The 16,539-nt window shown below is 71.0% G+C and carries 14 protein-coding genes; 11 read left to right on the top strand and 3 right to left on the bottom strand.

Annotation, left to right across the window (positions count from 1 at the left end):
* From H2041_RS16840 to H2041_RS16830, 3 genes are all read left to right on the top strand, one after another.
* A partial coding sequence (locus H2041_RS16840) for a CoA ester lyase (protein ID WP_293414692.1) occupies positions 1-828 on the top strand: 828 nt, incomplete at its 5' end.
* Positions 829-867: 39 nt separating this feature from the next.
* Positions 868-1,593, top strand: a complete 726-nt coding sequence (locus H2041_RS16835; RefSeq protein WP_293414690.1) for a hypothetical protein — start codon at positions 868-870, stop codon at positions 1,591-1,593.
* A 217-nt stretch (positions 1,594-1,810) separates the two neighbouring features.
* Positions 1,811-3,940 (top strand): methyl-accepting chemotaxis protein, encoded by a 2,130-nt coding sequence (locus H2041_RS16830; RefSeq protein ID WP_293414688.1) that lies wholly within the window; start codon positions 1,811-1,813, stop codon positions 3,938-3,940.
* Between the two features lie 3 nt (positions 3,941-3,943).
* Here H2041_RS16830 and H2041_RS16825 read toward each other — a convergent pair whose 3' ends face one another.
* The gene (locus tag H2041_RS16825; RefSeq protein ID WP_293414686.1) at positions 3,944-4,363 is read right to left on the bottom strand and encodes an HIT domain-containing protein; all 420 of its coding nucleotides are present in this window, start codon (positions 4,361-4,363) and stop codon (positions 3,944-3,946) included.
* A 119-nt stretch (positions 4,364-4,482) separates the two neighbouring features.
* Here H2041_RS16825 and H2041_RS16820 point away from each other — a divergent pair, with 119 nt between their 5' ends.
* Entirely contained in the window at positions 4,483-5,469 is a 987-nt protein-coding gene (locus H2041_RS16820) for a malate dehydrogenase (RefSeq protein WP_293414684.1), read from the top strand.
* Between the two features lie 68 nt (positions 5,470-5,537).
* On the opposite strand, the gene H2041_RS16815 is transcribed toward H2041_RS16820, so the two are convergent.
* Positions 5,538-6,293, bottom strand: a complete 756-nt coding sequence (locus H2041_RS16815; protein WP_293414682.1) for a lysozyme inhibitor LprI family protein — start codon at positions 6,291-6,293, stop codon at positions 5,538-5,540.
* Positions 6,294-6,401: 108 nt separating this feature from the next.
* On the opposite strand from H2041_RS16815, the gene H2041_RS16810 reads away from it, so the two are divergent.
* Positions 6,402-6,977: a GNAT family N-acetyltransferase gene (locus H2041_RS16810; protein WP_293414680.1), complete on the top strand. Its 576-nt coding sequence runs from the start codon at positions 6,402-6,404 to the stop codon at positions 6,975-6,977.
* 3 nt (positions 6,978-6,980) lie between these two features.
* Here the strand turns inward: H2041_RS16810 and H2041_RS16805 are convergent, their stop codons facing one another.
* On the bottom strand, positions 6,981-7,817 hold the full coding sequence (locus tag H2041_RS16805) for a LytTR family DNA-binding domain-containing protein (RefSeq protein ID WP_367134164.1): 837 nt from the start codon (positions 7,815-7,817) through the stop codon (positions 6,981-6,983).
* Positions 7,818-7,914: 97 nt separating this feature from the next.
* Here H2041_RS16805 and H2041_RS16800 point away from each other — a divergent pair, with 97 nt between their 5' ends.
* The 6 genes from H2041_RS16800 (at position 7,915) to lpdA (ending at position 16,505) form a co-directional block, all read left to right on the top strand.
* Complete coding sequence (locus tag H2041_RS16800) at positions 7,915-8,466, top strand: DUF2306 domain-containing protein (RefSeq protein WP_293414676.1); 552 nt, start codon at positions 7,915-7,917, stop codon at positions 8,464-8,466.
* A 142-nt stretch (positions 8,467-8,608) separates the two neighbouring features.
* The gene (sucC, locus tag H2041_RS16795) at positions 8,609-9,808 is read left to right on the top strand and encodes an ADP-forming succinate--CoA ligase subunit beta (protein ID WP_293414674.1); all 1,200 of its coding nucleotides are present in this window, start codon (positions 8,609-8,611) and stop codon (positions 9,806-9,808) included.
* Entirely contained in the window at positions 9,808-10,686 is an 879-nt protein-coding gene (sucD, locus tag H2041_RS16790; RefSeq protein WP_293414672.1) for a succinate--CoA ligase subunit alpha, read from the top strand. Before sucC ends, sucD begins: the two co-directional genes overlap by 1 nt.
* An 80-nt stretch (positions 10,687-10,766) precedes the next feature.
* Positions 10,767-13,718, top strand: a complete 2,952-nt coding sequence (locus H2041_RS16785) for a 2-oxoglutarate dehydrogenase E1 component (protein ID WP_293414671.1) — start codon at positions 10,767-10,769, stop codon at positions 13,716-13,718.
* Positions 13,719-13,765: 47 nt separating this feature from the next.
* Entirely contained in the window at positions 13,766-14,983 is a 1,218-nt protein-coding gene (odhB, locus tag H2041_RS16780) for a 2-oxoglutarate dehydrogenase complex dihydrolipoyllysine-residue succinyltransferase (protein WP_293414670.1), read from the top strand.
* 121 nt (positions 14,984-15,104) lie between these two features.
* On the top strand, positions 15,105-16,505 hold the full coding sequence (lpdA, locus tag H2041_RS16775) for a dihydrolipoyl dehydrogenase (protein WP_293414668.1): 1,401 nt from the start codon (positions 15,105-15,107) through the stop codon (positions 16,503-16,505).
* The last annotated feature ends 34 nt before the right edge of the window (positions 16,506-16,539 follow it).

Genomic DNA, 16,539 nt, shown 5'->3' with positions numbered 1-16,539 from the left:
CTCTACATGCCCGCCGCCAACGCCCGGGCGATCGAGAAGGCCAAGGACCTCGACTGCGACGTGGTCATCCTCGACCTGGAGGACGCCGTCGCTCCGGACCTGAAGGCCGAGGCGCGGGAGGCCGCCTGCGCCGCCGTGCGCGCGGGCGGTTTCGGCCGCCGCGAGGTGGTGATCCGCGTCAACGCCCTGTCCACCGAGTGGGGGAAGGCCGACCTCGCCGCCGCCGCCGGCGCGCGGCCGGACGCCGTGCTGGCGCCCAAGGTCGACGGGCCCGGCGACCTGGCCGCCTACGCCGCAGCCCTGCCGCCGGAGACCGCCCTCTGGGCCATGGTCGAGACCTGCGCCGTCCTCTTCGGCCTGGACGCGCTCGGCGCCGCGGCCGCGGAGAACCGCCTGACCACCCTCGTCGTCGGGACCAACGACCTGGCCAAGGAGATGCGCTGCCGGCCCGAGGTGGAGCGCACGCCGCTGCTGGGGCCCCTCTCCCTCATGGTCGCGGCCGCCCGCGCCCACGGGCTCGCCATTCTCGACGGCGTCTATAACGAGATCGAGGACGACCAGGGCCTGGCCCGGCAGTGCGCGCAAGGCGCGGCCTTCGGCTTCGACGGCAAGACCCTGATCCATCCGCGCCAGATCGAGACGGCCAACCGCGCCTTTTCGCCGGCGCCCGAAGAGGTGGAGTGGTCGCGCAAGGTGGTCGAGGCCTTTGATTCGCCTGAAAATACCGATAGGGGCGTGATCCGGGTCGAAGGCCGGATGGTCGAGCGTCTGCACCTTGGCGAGGCGCGCCGCCTCCTCGCCGTGGCCCAGGCCATCGCCGCCGACTGAGCCGCCGCCGGACCGCAGACTTCAGGAGCCGCACGCCGCATGGGACTTCTTGCTCGACCCGCCCGGAGCCTGGTCCTGCCCCTCCTCCTGGCCGCCGCCGGCGGCGCGGCCGCACAGGAGAACGATCCCATCGGCGCGCTGCTGGCCAATCCGCCGGCCCCGCCGGCCGAGTCGAGCCCGACGCCGGCGCCTGAGTCCGCCCCGGCCGGGGCCGTGAGCGGCGCGCCCGCGCTCGACCCGCCGCCGCAGCCGGAGCCGCCGGTGGCCGCCGCCCGCCCCTCGAACCCGGCGCCTCAGCCGCCGCCGCCGCGCGTGGCCGACCGCTCGGCGCCGACCATCGCCTCGAACCCCGTCTTCCTCGACGAACGCGACCGCCTGGGGAGCGGGCTGACCGCCGAGGAACGCAGCTACGAGGCGCGCATGCGAGCCTCCTACGAATCGGCGCAGGGGCTGCAGGGCCCGCTGGACGGCAGCTGGGCCCTGGTCACCTCGGGCGGCGTGGAGCTCTACGCCCTGCGCTTCGTCGACCGCGGCTCCGGCCCGCTGGAAGGCGCCTGGCGCGACACCCGCAGGCCCGGCGCCCTGGACGGCTCAGGCTTCCTGGACGACGTCGATCGCCAGGGAACCCAGGTCACCCTGCGCTTCTCGCCGCGACGCGGCGCGCCGCCCAGCGTGGCCACCCTGTCGGCGGCCGGCGACGGCGCCTGGACGGGGCAGCTGATCGAGGACAGCGTTCCGCGGAACGTGGTGCTGCGCCGCCGGTAACCCGCGACTGCAACCATTTGTCGCATCTCCCGCGACCTCCCGCCCCAGGCCGCCAGCTGAGGCGGGAAGACCTTATTTCTCAAGCAATTGAGCCGTCCGGAGCAGGCCGTCCGGCGCCGTCGCCGCGCTGCGCCCGCCGGGGCGAGCGACAACCTTAAGTTTTGGGAAAGCCCGTCAGGGAAGAGGCTTGGCGCGTCCGTTCGCGACCGAGGCCCCGATGACCATCTCCCAGCGCATCCACCTCATCCTGCTCATTCCCATCCTCGCCCTCCTCCTCACCGCCGGCGTCATCGTCGAGCAGAGCTGGGCGAGCCTGCACGCCAGCGTGCGCGTCATGGCCGAGATCGACGGCGCCACGGCGGCCGGCCGCCTGATCCACGAGCTGCAGGCCGAGCGCGGCCTGTCCAATCTGAGCCTGAAGGCCGGCGTCCTGTCGCCGGCCCTGGCCGAACAGCGGCGCAAGGTCGACGCGGCGGCCGTCGCCTATGACGAGGCCGAGCGCCGGTTCGGCGGGGCGGCGGCGACGCCCCTGGGCCGCGCCCTGAAAGCCTTGCCCGAACTGCGCCAGCAGGTGGACGGCCTGAACGCCCAGCCGGCCGGCGTCCTGGCCGCCTACAGCGCGATCATCGGGTCCGGCCTGGACGCCCTCCACGAGATCGGGGGCGACGCCGCCCGCGAGAACGCCGAGCTCGGCCGAACCTTCCGCGCCTATTCGGCCCTCCTCCTGGCCAAGGAGATGGCCGGCCAGGAACGTGCGCTCGGCGCCGGCGCCCTGGCGGCCGGGGAGGTCGAGGGCGCCAAGGCGAGGCTGTCCTTCCTGCAGGGGGAGGAGGCCGGCGCCGTGCGCGCGATCCAGATCAACGCCGACGAGGCCCTGAACACGCGGTGGTCCGGCTTCGAGAATTCGCCGGCCAACCGGACTTTCGTCGACATGCGCGCCGCCTTCCTCCAGGGGGGCGAAGGTCTGTCGGGCGAGGCCTGGTTCGACGCCGCCTCGGCGCGCATCGAAGCCCTCCACGACCTCGAGAACCTGGTCGCCCGGATGGCCCACGACGAGGCCGCCGCGGCCGTGGCCGGCCATCGCGTGATGCTTGCGGCCATCGCGGCCGGCGTGCTGGCCATCCTCGCCGGGGCGATCATCATGGGCCTGCGGGTGAGCCGATCCATCATCCGCCCGCTCGACAGCCTGACCCGCGACACGGGCCGTCTCACCGAGGGCGACACCGACCTGGCGCTCGCCCATGCGGGCCGGCGGGACGAGATCGGGGCCATGACCAAGGCCCTGGCCCACTTCCGGGACGTGATCGTCGCCAAGCGCCAGGCCGACGCCGAGCTGGCCGCCGCCGAAGAGGCCGCCGAACGGGCCCGCAAGGAGGCCGAGGCCCGGGCCCTGGCCAGCGAGCGGACCCTGGTGGTCGACAGCATCGGCGAGGCCATGCGCCGCCTGGCCGCGGGCGACCTGACCTTCCGGCTGACCGGCGACCTGCCGGAGGCCTACGCCCAGCTCGCCGCCGACTTCAACGGCGCCATGGACCAGGTCGGCGCCATGATGGCCGCGATCAGCGAACTGGCCCACACCCTGCGCGCCAGTTCCGACGAGCTGAGCCGCGCCTCCGACGACCTGTCCCGCCGCACTGAGACCCAGGCCGCCAGCCTGGAGGAATCGGCCGCCGCCCTCGAGGAGACCGCGCAATCGGTGCGCAAGACGGCCCAGGGCGTCCACGCCGCCCGCGAGGTGATCGGCCAGGCCTCCGGCGCCTCGCACGCCACGCGGCAGGTGGTGGCCGATGCGGTCGAGGCCATGGCCCGCATCGAGGGCTCGGCGGGCCGCATCTCGACCATCATCGGCGTGATCGACGAGATCGCCTTTCAGACCAATCTCCTGGCCCTGAACGCCGGGGTCGAGGCGGCGCGGGCGGGCGAGGCGGGCAAGGGCTTCGCCGTCGTCGCCTCCGAAGTCCGGGCCCTCGCCCAGCGCTCGGCCGACGCGGCCAAGGAGATCAAGGCCCTGATCAGCGAGTCGTCGCGCAACGTCGGCGAGGGGGTGGAGCTGGTCCAGCGGACGGGCGGCGCGATCGAGGACATCGCCGGCCAGGTGGGCGACATCGACCGCCTCGTGGCCGAGATCGCCGCCTCCGCCGAGGAGCAGGCCCGCGCCCTGGCCCTCGTCAGCGAAAGCGTCAGCCAGATGGACGGGGTGACCCAGCGCAACGCCGCCATGTCGGAAGAGAGCGCGGCGGCCAGCCAGTCGGTCAGCACCGAGGCCGACCGCCTGACCCAGATGGTCGGCCGCTTCAAGCTGGCGTCCGCGGCCGCCCCCGCCGCCGCGAACCGCCGCGCGGCCTGAGCCCTAGAGGCCGAGGGCGGCGCGGGCGGCGGCCATGGCCCGGTCGAGCGCCCCGGCGTCGTAGGGCGCGGCCTGGCCGCGGCCCCAGACCGGGTCGGGCCAGGCGGCGTCGTCGGCCCGGCGGCCGACCACATGGACGTGCAGCTGCGGCGTGACATTGCCCAGCGCCCCGACGTTCAGCTTCTCCACCGGCCGGCCCAGGGCCTGGCCCACGGCGCGGACGGCCGCGCCGGCGCGCAGGATCTCGCCCATCAGCTGTTCCGGCGCGCCGGCCGGCAGGTCCTCCATCTCGCGATAGGCGCCGCCGCGCGGGATCAGAACGATCCAGGCGTAGCGGGCGTCGGCCTGCAGGCGGGCGTGGCACAGGGCGAGCTCGCCCAGTTCGTGCGAGGTGGCGAGGAAGGCGGGGTCGAGGCCGGTCATGGGCTGAGCTAGCGCGACCCGCGCAGGCTGAGCAACCGGTGGCGCCTTGCCGCAGGGGCGCGCCATGGGCTACGGGACCGGCCACATCGTCTCGCCATCTCTATGAGGAGCGCCCTCCCATGACCACGAAGCCCCCCGTCCGCGTGGCGGTCACCGGCGCGGCCGGCAATATCGGCTACGCCCTGCTCTTCCGCATCGCCTCGGGCGAGATGCTGGGCAAGGACCAGCCGGTCATCCTGCAGCTCCTCGAAATCCCCACCGAAGGCGCCCAGAAGGCGCTCAAGGGCGTGGCCATGGAGCTGGACGACTGCGCCTTCCCGCTGCTGCAGGACATGGTTCTGACCGACGACCCGAAGGTCGCCTTCAAGGACGCCAACTGGTGCCTGCTGGTCGGCTCCAAGCCGCGCGGCCCGGGCATGGAGCGCGCCGACCTCCTGAAGGACAACGGCAAGATCTTCATCGCCCAGGGCCAGGCGATCGACGCCGTGGCCGCCGACGACGCCCGCATCGCCGTGGTCGGCAACCCCTGCAACACCAACTGCATGATCGCCGCCAGCCAGGCCAAGCGCCTGACGCCCGACCGCTTCACCGCCATGGTCCGCCTGGACGAGAACCGCGGCCGCGCCCAACTGGCCAAGAAGGCCGGGGTGTCGATCAACGAGGTCAGCGACCTCTTCATCTACGGCAACCACAGCCCGACCATGTTCGCCGACTTCACCCACGCCAAGATCGGCGGCAAGGCGGCCGCTGACGTGATCGGCGACGAGGCCTGGCTGAAGAACGACTACCTGCCCACCGTCGGCAAGCGCGGCGCGGCCATCATCGAAGCCCGCGGCCAGAGCTCGGCGGCCTCGGCGGCCAACGCCCTGATCGACCACGTCCGCGACCTGGCCACCCCGGGCAAGATCCACTCGGTCGCCGTCAACAGCGAGGGCCGCTACGGCTTCGCCGAGGGCGTCTGGGCCGGCATGCCGGTGAAGTCCACGGCGAACGGCTACGAGGTCGTCACCTCCTACGAGATGGACGACTTCGCCAAGTCCAAGATCGCCGCCACCAACGAGGAGCTGGTCGGCGAGCGCGAGACCGTGAAGGACATGCTGGGCTAAGCCCCGCCGTCATCGCGCGCCTATCGGAGGGCGGTCCCGGCGACGGGGCCGCCCTCTCGCGTTTCGGCTCAAGGCCAGAGCGGCCAGGGGGCGGCCGGCGCTTCGGGCGCGACAGGCGCGGGCGGCGGCTCGGGCGGCGGCCCGGCGGCGAAGGGCGGGACCCCGTCGGCCAGCGCCTGCAGCTCGGCGATCCGGGCGTCATAGACGCCGGCCACGGCTTCCGGCGCATCGAAGGCCGCATCCTCCCGCGCGCGCAGCCAGCGGCGCTGCTGCCGCTCCAGCCGCCAGGCGGGCACGCCGGCATCCAGCGCACGGCGGTAGGCGGCCTCCAGCCGGCGATCGGCCTCGGCCAGGCCCGGATCGGCGCAGACCATCAGCTCGGCCCGGCTGCGGGCGTAGCGGCAGTCGAAGCTGGGCGGGGCGACATTGTTGGCCGGAATCCGCAGGGCGGGCGGCTCGCGCTCGTGCGGCGGCTCGACGGCCCCGGGATCGGGCTCCGGATCGGCCTGGGCGAGGTCGAGGACCGGACCCTCGGGCGCGGCGGCGGCCATGTCGGGCGGCAGCACCTCCAGGGGCTCGCCCGAGGACTCGGGAATCGGCGCCGGCGCGACCTCGGCGATCTCGATGTCGAGCGCCGTCTCGGAGCGGAGCTTCGGCGGACCGCCGTTCACCGCCAGCGCCGCCGACAGCCCGACCACGGCGGCCAGGGCGACGCCGCCCCCGATCCACAGGGCCGGCGGGACTCTGGGCCGCGCAGGGGCGGGATCGCGGGGCGGCAGGACGAGATCGTCCGGCTCGGTCGGGGGGTTCGGGTCCTGGCTCATGGCGGGGCTCGAAGGCGGGGTTTCGTATCCGATATCGACAAGCCTCCCACCTTACGCCTGAATTGCGGCTGAACGATGCGAAGACGCGCTGGGGAGGCGCAGGGACAGGTGAATTTTAAGGTCGAGGCCGGATCGCCGGCGGCGGAGAAGCTTGGCCCCACCCTGGAGACGGCGCGCCTCGTCCTGCGGCCCCCGACCATGGCCGATTTCGAGCCCTGGTGCGCCTTCTCCGCCGACGAGGAGGCCGCCCGCTACATCGGCGGCGTCGGGACGCCGCCGCAGGTCTGGCGCTCGATGATGACCATGGCCGGCGCCTGGGCGCTGGAGGGCTTCTCCATGTTCTCCGTCATCGAGAAGGAGAGCGGGCGCTGGGTGGGGCGGCTCGGACCCTGGCGGCCGCACGGCTGGCCCGGCACGGAGGTCGGCTGGGGCGTCGTGCGCGACTGCTGGGGCCGCGGCTACGCCACCGAGGGGGCGACCGCCGCCATCGACTGGGCCTTCGACCATCTGGGCTGGACCGAGGTGATCCACACCATCGAGCCCGCCAATGTGAACTCCCAGGCCGTGGCCCGGCGGCTCGGCTCGTCCATCCTGCGCCAGGCCCGGCTGCCGCCGCCCATGGACGTCGAGGTCGACGTCTGGGGCCAGAGCCGCGAGGACTGGAAGCGCCGCCGGGCCGGATAGGCCTCAGTACCAGCCCGCCTCGCGCAGGGCCTTGGCGTAGGTGCGGCTGACGGGGACCTGGGCGCCGTCCTTCAGCGTCAGCGTCGCCCGCCCGTCGCCGCGCTTGACGTCGGTGAGCGCCGCCCGCGCCACCCACCAGGAGCGGTGGACCTGGGCGCCCTCCAGCCCGTCCAGCTCGGCCACGGCGTCGGCCAGGCGCATGAGGATCAGGTCCTGCCCCCTGGAGGTGTGCAGGCGCAGATAGTGGTCCTCGGCCTCGACGGCCCACAGATCGGCGCCGCGCAGCCGCAGGGGCAGGCGTTCCAGGAACTTCACCGGCTTCGGCGGCGAAGGCGCGGCGGCGGCCAGGGCCAGTGCGGTCCGCTGCCGCTCCACCAGGGTGTTCAGCGCCGTCATCACCAGGGCGACCATGAGGACCGGAACGAAGAGCACGGGCAGGCGCGAGAGCGGCAGGTCGCCCCCCAGGATCAGCCGCGACCCCAGCCAGACCACGACGGTGAAGGGCGCCGACATGGCCAGGCTGGCCAGGAGCCCGTTCAGCCACAGCCGCCGCGCCGGCCCCGGCGGGTCGCCGCGCGGGAAGAACAGCCGGGCGACGGCGCCGCCCATCACCGTCCCCGCCGCCATCAGTCCGAGCCAGTAGGCCAGGCGCCGCCACAGCGGGATCTCCAGCGTTCCGAAGGCGCCCGACAGGGCCAGGAACAGGCCGACGGCCATGGCGAGGGCGAAGCCCCGCAGCCAGCCCGACATGCCGTCATAGGGGCCGAACCGCCAGGGCCGGGCGGCGGTCGGCGCTTCGCCGGCGGCGGGCCCCTGCGCTTCACGAACGGCGCGCGTCACTTGGCGCAAACGCCCTGGCCGCCCGCCCATCCCGTCCGCATCCCTCGGCCGACAGACACGCGGCCCGCCGGCCGCACCGAGCCTTGGGAGATAACGGATGTCGCTGGCTTCGCAAACGCCCCCCGCCCCCGCCCGTGGCGGGTTCCTCAAAGGGTTCGCCCTCTCGATGGGCGTCGTCGCCCTGATCCTGGCCGCGGCGATGGGCGGCGCCCTGGACGACATTGCGGGCGCCGCCGCGCAGGCCCGGCCGCACGCTCCCGACCTCGCCCGGCTGACGCAGCTTCCGCCGGTGATCCAGGTCCACCTCTACACCGCGCTCGCCGCCCTGGCGCTGGGCGGGGTGCTGATGGCCGTGCGCAAGGGCCGCGCCTTCCACCGCGTCGCCGGCTGGGTCTGGGTCGCGCTGGTCTCGGTGACGGCCGGCTCGACCCTCTTCATCACCAGCCTGAACCACGGGAGCTGGTCGTTCATCCACCTGTTCACCGGCTGGACCCTGATCATCCTGCCCCTGGCGGTCCTGTGGGCCCGGCGGCGCGAGGTGGCGCGCCATCGGCGGGCCATGATGGGCCTCTTCTACGGCGGCTTCGCGATCAACCTGATCATCGCCTTCATCCCCGGGCGGACGATGTGGAGCCTGTTCTTCGGATAGAAGGGCATGCCTTCCCCCGCGGCGCCGCCGAATGCGGGGGAAAAAGCCTCCCGCCCCCGGTTGCCACGCTGAAATGCGGCTCCTATAAGCGCCAGAACCCGCCGGCTGGGCGGGACGATTTCAGCGACAACATCGCGGCCTCATGAACATCCACGAGCATCAAGCCAAAGCCGTCCTCGCAGAGTTCGGCGTGGCGGTTCCGCGCGGCTACGCCGCCTTCTCCGTCGACGAAGCGGCCCAGGCCGCCGAGAAGCTGGGAGGCCCGGTCTGGGTCGTGAAGTCCCAGATCCACGCCGGCGGCCGCGGCAAGGGCCGCTTCGAGGGGCTGGGCCCCGACGCCAAGGGCGGGGTGCGGGTGGTCAAGTCCGCCGCCGACGTCAAGGCGAACGCGCAGGAGATGCTCGGCCGGGTGCTCGTCACCCACCAGACCGGGCCCAAGGGCAAGCAGGTCAACCGCCTCTATATCGAGGAAGGCGCGGCCATCGCCCGCGAGCTCTACCTCTCCCTGCTGGTGGACCGCGAGACGAGCCGGGTCTCGGTCGTCGCCTCCACCGAGGGCGGCATGGACATCGAGGAGGTCGCCGCCTCCACGCCGGAGAAGATCGTCTCCTTCTCGATCGACCCGGCCACCGGCGTCTTCCCGCACCACGGCCGCACGCTCGCCAAGTCGCTGGGCCTGACCGGCGGCCTGGCCAAGGAAGCCGCGACCCTGCTTTCGCAGCTCTATGCGGCCTTCCTGGCCAAGGACATGGAGATGCTCGAGATCAACCCGCTGATCGTCACCGAGGACGATCACCTGCGGGTGCTGGACGCCAAGGTCAGCTTCGACGGCAACGCCCTCTTCCGCCATCCCGACATCGTCGAGCTGCGCGACACCAGCGAAGAGGACGACAAGGAGATCGAGGCGTCGAAGTACGACCTCTCCTACATCGCCCTCGACGGCGAGATCGGCTGCATGGTCAACGGCGCCGGCCTGGCCATGGCGACCATGGACATCATCAAGCTCTACGGCGCCGAGCCGGCCAACTTCCTCGACGTGGGCGGCGGCGCCAGCAAGGAGAAGGTCACCGCGGCCTTCAAGATCATCACCGCCGACCCGAACGTGAAGGGCATCCTCGTCAACATCTTCGGCGGCATCATGCGCTGCGACATCATCGCCGAGGGCGTGGTCGAGGCCGTCAAGGAAGTGGGCCTGAAGGTGCCGCTGGTCGTCCGCCTGGAAGGCACCAATGTCGAGCTCGGCAAGAAGATCATCGCCGAGAGCGGCCTGAACGTCGTGTCCGCCAACGACCTGTCGGATGGCGCCGAAAAGATCGTCAAGGCCGTTCGGGGGGCCGCGTAATGTCCATCCTCATCGGAAAAGAAACCCGCGTCATCTGCCAGGGCATCACCGGCAGCCAGGGCACCTTCCACTCCGAACAGGCCATCGCCTACGGCACCAAGATGGTCGGCGGCGTCACCCCGGGTAAGGGCGGCACGACCCATATCGGCCTGCCGGTGTTCGACACCGTCGCCGAGGCGGTCCAGGAGACCGGCGCCGAGGCCAGCGTGATCTACGTCCCGCCGCCGTTCGCCGCCGACTCCATCCTGGAGGCCATCCAGGCCGAGATCCCCCTGATCATCTGCATCACCGAGGGCATCCCGGTGGCCGACATGGTCAAGGTCAAGCGCGCCCTGTCCGGCTCCAAGTCGCGGCTGATCGGCCCGAACTGCCCCGGCGTGCTGACGCCCGACGAGTGCAAGATCGGCATCATGCCGGGAAATATCTTCAAGCGCGGCTCGGTGGGTGTTGTCTCCCGGTCGGGGACGCTTACCTACGAAGCCGTGTTCCAGACCACCCAGGTGGGCTTGGGCCAGACCACGGCCGTCGGCATCGGCGGCGACCCGGTCAAGGGCACCGAGTTCATCGACGTGCTTCAGATGTTCCTCGACGACGACGAAACCGAGTCGATCATCATGATCGGTGAAATCGGCGGGTCGGCCGAAGAGGCTGCGGCGGAATTCATCAAGAATTCACCGAAGAAGAAGCCTATGGTCGGGTTCATCGCGGGACGCACCGCCCCTCCCGGGCGGCGGATGGGTCACGCGGGCGCGATCATTTCGGGCGGCAAGGGCGGCGCCGAGGACAAGATCGCTGCGATGGAGGCCGCGGGCATCCGCGTCTCGCCGTCGCCGGCGAAGCTTGGCGAGACCCTGCTCGAAGTGCTCAAGGGCGCCTAAGAGGCAAATTTTAAGCGTATGGCGGTCCGCCGTCGGCTCCTCTCACCAAGAAGCTCCGCGGACCGTCTGGAAGCGGAACGATGGCGGACGACGCAGGTCTGATCAACGAGGTGCTCGCCGAGACCTCTTTCCTCTATGGCGGCAATCTCGCCTTCGTGGAGGACCTCTACGCCCGGTGGGCGGAGAACCCCAACTCGGTCGAGGCCTCGTGGCGGGCCTTCTTCGCCTCGCTCCACGACCGCGCCGACGAGATCAAGCGCGGCGCCGGTCAGCCCGGCTGGACCAAGGCGCCGACGCCCGGCCCGCGGCCCGACTGGCTCTCGGCCATCGACGGCCTCTGGCCGGCGGTCGAGGCCAAGCTCGAAAAGAAGGTCGCCGACCGGGCCCCGGCGGCCTCGACCGACACGGTCCGCGCCGCCACGCTCGATTCCCTGCGCGCCATCATGATGATCCGGGCCTACCGGATGCGCGGCCACCTGCGGGCCAATCTCGACCCGCTGGGCATCGCCATCGTGCCCGGCGACGCCTCCGAGCTCGACCCGGCGACCTACGGCTTCACCGAGGCCGACTACGACCGCCCGATCTTCCTCGACTATGTGCTGGGCCTGGAGACCGCGACCCTTCGCGAGATCCTCGACATCCTGCGCCGCACCTACTGCGGCGACGTGGGCGTCCAGTACATGCACATCTCCGATCCCGCCCAGAAGGCCTGGCTGCAGGAGCGGATCGAGGGCCGCGACAAGGAGATCGCCTTCACCAATGAAGGCAAGGTCGCCATCCTGAAGAAGCTGATCGAGGCCGAGGGCTTCGAACGCTTCCTGCACAAGCGCTTCCCCGGCACCAAGCGGTTCGGCCTGGACGGCGGCGAGGCCATGGTCCCGGCGCTGGAGCAGATCATCAAGCGCGGCGGCGCTCTGGGCGTGCGCGACATCGTGCTCGGCATGCCCCACCGCGGCCGCCTGAACGTGCTCGCCGCCGTGATGGGCAAGCCCTATCACGTGATCTTCCACGAGTTCCAGGGCGGCTCGTCCACCCCGTCGGACATCGAAGGCTCCGGCGACGTGAAGTACCATCTGGGCGCTTCGTCGGACCGCAGCTTCGACGACAACAGCGTCCACCTGTCGCTGACCGCCAATCCCAGCCACCTGGAAATCGTCAACCCGGTGGTGATCGGCAAGACGCGGGCCAAGCAGGCCTTCACCCTGCGCGAGAACCCCGACGCCGGCCGCGGCCATGTCCTGCCCCTGCTGCTGCACGGGGACGCGGCGTTCGCCGGCCAGGGCGTGGTGGCCGAGTGCTTCGCCCTGTCGGGCCTGAAGGGCTACGGCGTCGGCGGCACCATCCACTTCATCGTCAACAATCAGATCGGCTTCACGACCAGCCCAAAGAACAGCCGCTCCTCGCCCTATCCGTCGGACGTGGCGCTGATGGTCGAGGCGCCGATCTTCCACGTGAACGGCGACGATCCGGAAGCCGTCGTCTTCGCCGCCAAGGTGGCCACCGAGTTCCGCCAGCAGTTCGGGCGCGACGTGGTCATCGACATGTTCTGCTATCGCCGGTTCGGTCACAACGAGGGCGACGACCCGACGATGACCCAGCCCCTGATGTACGCCAAGATCAAGGGCCACCCGTCGACCCGCGAGCTCTACGCCAGCCGCCTGATCAACGAGGGCGTGGTCACCGCCGCCGATGTGGACGCCTGGGTCGACGAGTTCGCCGACTTCCTCGACAAGGAGTTCGAGGCCGGCAAGGAGTACAAGGCCAACAAGGCCGACTGGCTCGACGGCAAGTGGGCGGGCCTGACCCTGCCCACCACCGAGGACCGCCGCGGCGACACGGCCGTGCCGCTGCAGAAGCTGCTCGACCTCGGCCGCAAGATCACCGCCATTCCCGAAACGGTCACGCCGCACAAGACGGTGGCCCGCGTCCTGCAGACCCGCCGCGACGCCATCGAGAGCGGCGAGGGCCTGGACTGGGCCACGGCCGAGCACCTGGCCTTCGCCAGCCTGCTCGACCAGGGCTATCCGGTGCGCCTGTCGGGCCAGGACTCGGTCCGCGGCACCTTCAGCCAGCGCCATTCGGCGATCATCGACCAGAAGACCGAGGAGCCCTACTTCCCGCTCCGCAACCTCTCGCCGACCCAGGCCCACTTCGAGGTGCTGGACTCCGCCCTGTCGGAAGAGGCGGTGCTGGGCTTCGAATACGGCTTCTCCCTGGCCGATCCGCGGACGCTGACCCTGTGGGAAGCCCAGTTCGGCGACTTCACCAACGGCGCCCAGGTGGTCATCGACCAGTTCATCTCCTCGGGCGAACGCAAGTGGCTGCGGATGAGCGGCCTCGTCATGCTCCTGCCGCACGGCTACGAGGGCCAGGGGCCGGAGCACTCCTCGGCTCGCCTGGAGCGCTTCCTACAGTCCTGCGCCGAGGACAATATGCAGGTGGCCAACTGCACCACCCCGGCCAACTACTTCCACATCCTGCGCCGCCAGCTCCTGCGCGAGTTCCGCAAGCCCCTGGTGCTGATGACGCCCAAGAGCCTGCTGCGCCACAAGAAGGCGGTCTCGCGCCTGACGGACCTGTCGGAGGGCTCGTCCTTCCACCGGGTGCTGCTGGACGACGCCGAGCGCGGCGAGCACACGACGGTCGCGCTCAAGGGCGACGATGCGATCCGCCGGGTCATCCTCTGCTCCGGCAAGGTCTATTACGACCTGCTCGACGCGCGCGAGGAGAAGGGCGTCGACGACGTCTACATCCTGCGCCTGGAACAGTTCTATCCGTGGCCGGTTAAGTCCCTCTCCAACGAGCTGAAGCGGTTCAAGAACGCCGAGCTGGTCTGGTGCCAGGAAGAGCCCAAGAACATGGGCGGCTGGACCTTCGTCGACCCCTGGCTCGAACTGACCCTGGAGCGCCTGGACGTGAAGGCCAAGCGCGCCCGCTATGTCGGCCGCCCGGCCTCGGCCTCCACGGCCGCGGGCCTGATGAGCCGCCACCTGGCCGAGCTCAAGGCCTTCCTCCAAGACGCCTTCGCCTGAGGCGCCTCAAACCCCAACTCGCTGAATAAGAACAGGAAACTTTCGTAATGGCCGACATCATGACGCCCGCCCTGGGCGAGTCCGTCACCGAGGCGACGGTGGCGCGCTGGACCAAGAAGGCCGGCGAGGCCGTGCGCAAGGATGAGATCCTTGTGGAACTTGAGACCGACAAGGTGAGCCTGGAAGTGGCCGCGCCGTCGGACGGCGTGCTGTCGGAGATCCTCGCCGGCGAGGGCGACACGGTCGAGCCCGGCACGGTGCTGGGCAAGCTGTCGGAGGGCGCCGCTGCGGCGCCGGCCAGGAGCGAGCCGAAGGCGGAAGCTCCGAAGGCCGAAGCGCCCAAGCCCACCGAAGCCCCGAAGCCCGCCCCTGCGCCGGCCGCCGAGGCGCGGCCCGCCGCGCCGTCGGCCCAGCGCGTGGCGGCCGAGAACAATCTCGACCTCTCCAAGGTCGCCGGCTCCGGCAAAGACGGCCGCGTCACCAAGGGCGACGCTCTGGCTGCCCTGGAGGCCCGCGCCAGCGCGCCGGCCGCGGCGCCCGCGCCGGCCGCCCCGCGCGAGCTGCATGAGCGCGAGGAGCGGGTCCGCATGACCCGCCTGCGCCAGACCATCGCCCGGCGCCTGAAGGAGGCGCAGAACTCCGCGGCCATGCTGACCACCTTCAACGAGGTGGACATGAGCGCGGTCATGGCTCTGCGCTCGGAATACAAGGACGTCTTCGAGAAGCGCCACGGCGTGCGCCTGGGCTTCATGTCCTTCTTCGTGAAGGCCTGCATCGCGGCCCTGAAGCAGGTGCCCGACGTCAACGCCGAGATCGAAGGCCAGGACATCATCTACAAGAACCACTACGACATCGGCGTCGCCGTCGGCACCGAGAAGGGCCTGGTGGTTCCGGTGGTTCGCGACGCCGACCAGCTCAGCCTGGCGGGCGTGGAGAAGGCGATCGGCGACCTGGGCAAGAAGGCCCGCGACGGCCAGCTGGCCCTCGAGGACCTGCAGGGCGGCACCTTCACCATCTCGAACGGCGGGGTCTACGGCTCGCTGATGTCGACGCCGATCCTCAACGCGCCGCAGTCGGGCATCCTGGGCATGCACAAGATCCAGGAGCGTCCGATGGTGGTGAAGGGCCAGGTGGTGGTCCGTCCGATGATGTATCTGGCGCTGTCCTACGATCACCGCGTGGTCGACGGCCAGGGCGCGGTGACCTTCCTGGTGAAGGTCAAGGAAGCCATCGAAGACCCGCAGCGCCTGCTGCTCGACCTGTAAAACGCCCCTGGGGCGACCGGCCGTGCGCGCCGGACGAAATGGGCCGTTCGCGGCGCTGCGACGAGCAGCGTCCGCCTTCGGCGTCCGTCCGGCCCCCGCGCGGCGAAAAGAGGATCAAGCCATGTCCCAATACGACGTCGTCATCATCGGGGGCGGCCCCGGCGGCTACAACGCGGCCATCCGCGCCGGCCAGCTGGGTCTCTCGGTCGCCTGCGTGGAGAAGCGCGAGACCCTGGGCGGCACCTGCCTGAACGTCGGCTGCATGCCCTCCAAGGCCCTGCTGCACGCCTCCGAACTCTATGAGGCCGCCGTCGGCAAGGAATTCGAGACCCTGGGCATCGAGGTGAAGCCCAAGCTCAACCTCGTCCAGATGATGAAGCAGAAGGCCGACTCCGTGGCCCAGCTCACCAAGGGGATCGAGTTCCTGTTCAAGAAGAACAAGGTCGACTGGGTGAAGGGCGCGGGCCGCATCGCAGGCCCGGGCAAGGTGGAGGTCACCGGCGCCGACGGACAGGTCCAGACGCTGGAGGCCAAGAACATCGTCATCGCCACCGGCTCGGAGCCGACCCCCCTGCCGGGCGTGGAGATCGACCAGAAGCGGATCGTCGACTCCACCGGCGCGCTCTCCCTCCCCGAAGTGCCGAAGAAGCTGATCGTGGTCGGCGCCGGCATCATCGGCCTGGAGCTGGGTTCGGTCTGGCGGCGCCTGGGCGCGGAAGTGACGGTGGTGGAGTTCCTGGACCGCATCACGCCCGGCATGGACGTCGAGACGGCCAAGACCTTCCAGCGGTCGCTGACCAAGCAGGGCATCGTCTTCAAGCTGGGCGCCAAGGTGACCGGCGCGGCCACGTCCAAGTCCGGCGTCAAGCTGACCGTCGAGCCGGTGGCCGGCGGCGAGGCCGAGACGCTGGAGGCCGACTACGTCCTCGTGGCCATCGGCCGCCGCCCCTACACCGATGGGCTCGGTCTCGAGAGCGTCGGGATTACCCCCGACAAGCGCGGCTTCATCGAGACCGACCACTTCAGGACCAGCGCCCCGGGCGTCTGGGCCATCGGCGACGCCATCCATGGCCCGATGCTGGCCCACAAGGCCGAGGAAGACGCCGTGGCCTGCATCGAGATCATCGCCGGCAAGTACGGCCACGTGGACTACAATCTGGTCCCCAGCGTGGTCTACACGGCCCCGGAAGTGGCCTGGGTCGGCAAGACCGAGGAGCAGCTGAAGGCGGCGGGCGTGGCCTATAAGGTCGGGAAGTTCCCCTTCACCGCCAACAGCCGCGCCAAGATCAACCACGAGACGGACGGCTTTGCGAAAGTCCTCGCCGACGCCAGGACCGACGAGATCCTCGGCGTCCACATCGTCGGGCCCCAGGCCGGCGAGATGATCGGCGAATACTGCGTGGCCATGGCCTTCAAGGCCGCCAGCGAGGATGTCGCCCGCACCTGCCACCCCCACCCGACCCGCTCCGAGGCCGGCCGCCAGGCCGCCATGGGCGTGGAAGGCTGGACCATGCAGGCCTGATCGCCTCAGGCGGCCCGTCCGGCCTCGCCGGGCG

It is taken from the genome of Phenylobacterium sp., assembly GCF_013911965.1.
In the GTDB taxonomy this organism is placed as follows: domain Bacteria; phylum Pseudomonadota; class Alphaproteobacteria; order Caulobacterales; family Caulobacteraceae; genus Phenylobacterium.
The sequence above is the reverse complement of the archived record's forward strand: the minus strand, read 5'-3'. Positions and strand labels throughout refer to the sequence as shown.

Coding starts and splice junctions, on each gene's coding strand:
- H2041_RS16800 (WP_293414676.1), top strand. CDS start 7,915: ATGTCGCTGGCTTCGCAAACGCCCCCCGCCCCCGCCCGTGGCGGGTTC.
- H2041_RS16785 (WP_293414671.1), top strand. CDS start 10,767: ATGGCGGACGACGCAGGTCTGATCAACGAGGTGCTCGCCGAGACCTCT.
- H2041_RS16830 (WP_293414688.1), top strand. CDS start 1,811: ATGACCATCTCCCAGCGCATCCACCTCATCCTGCTCATTCCCATCCTC.
- H2041_RS16820 (WP_293414684.1), top strand. CDS start 4,483: ATGACCACGAAGCCCCCCGTCCGCGTGGCGGTCACCGGCGCGGCCGGC.
- H2041_RS16835 (WP_293414690.1), top strand. CDS start 868: ATGGGACTTCTTGCTCGACCCGCCCGGAGCCTGGTCCTGCCCCTCCTC.
- odhB (WP_293414670.1), top strand. CDS start 13,766: ATGGCCGACATCATGACGCCCGCCCTGGGCGAGTCCGTCACCGAGGCG.
- lpdA (WP_293414668.1), top strand. CDS start 15,105: ATGTCCCAATACGACGTCGTCATCATCGGGGGCGGCCCCGGCGGCTAC.
- sucD (WP_293414672.1), top strand. CDS start 9,808: ATGTCCATCCTCATCGGAAAAGAAACCCGCGTCATCTGCCAGGGCATC.
- H2041_RS16825 (WP_293414686.1), bottom strand. CDS start 4,363: ATGACCGGCCTCGACCCCGCCTTCCTCGCCACCTCGCACGAACTGGGC.
- H2041_RS16815 (WP_293414682.1), bottom strand. CDS start 6,293: ATGAGCCAGGACCCGAACCCCCCGACCGAGCCGGACGATCTCGTCCTG.
- sucC (WP_293414674.1), top strand. CDS start 8,609: ATGAACATCCACGAGCATCAAGCCAAAGCCGTCCTCGCAGAGTTCGGC.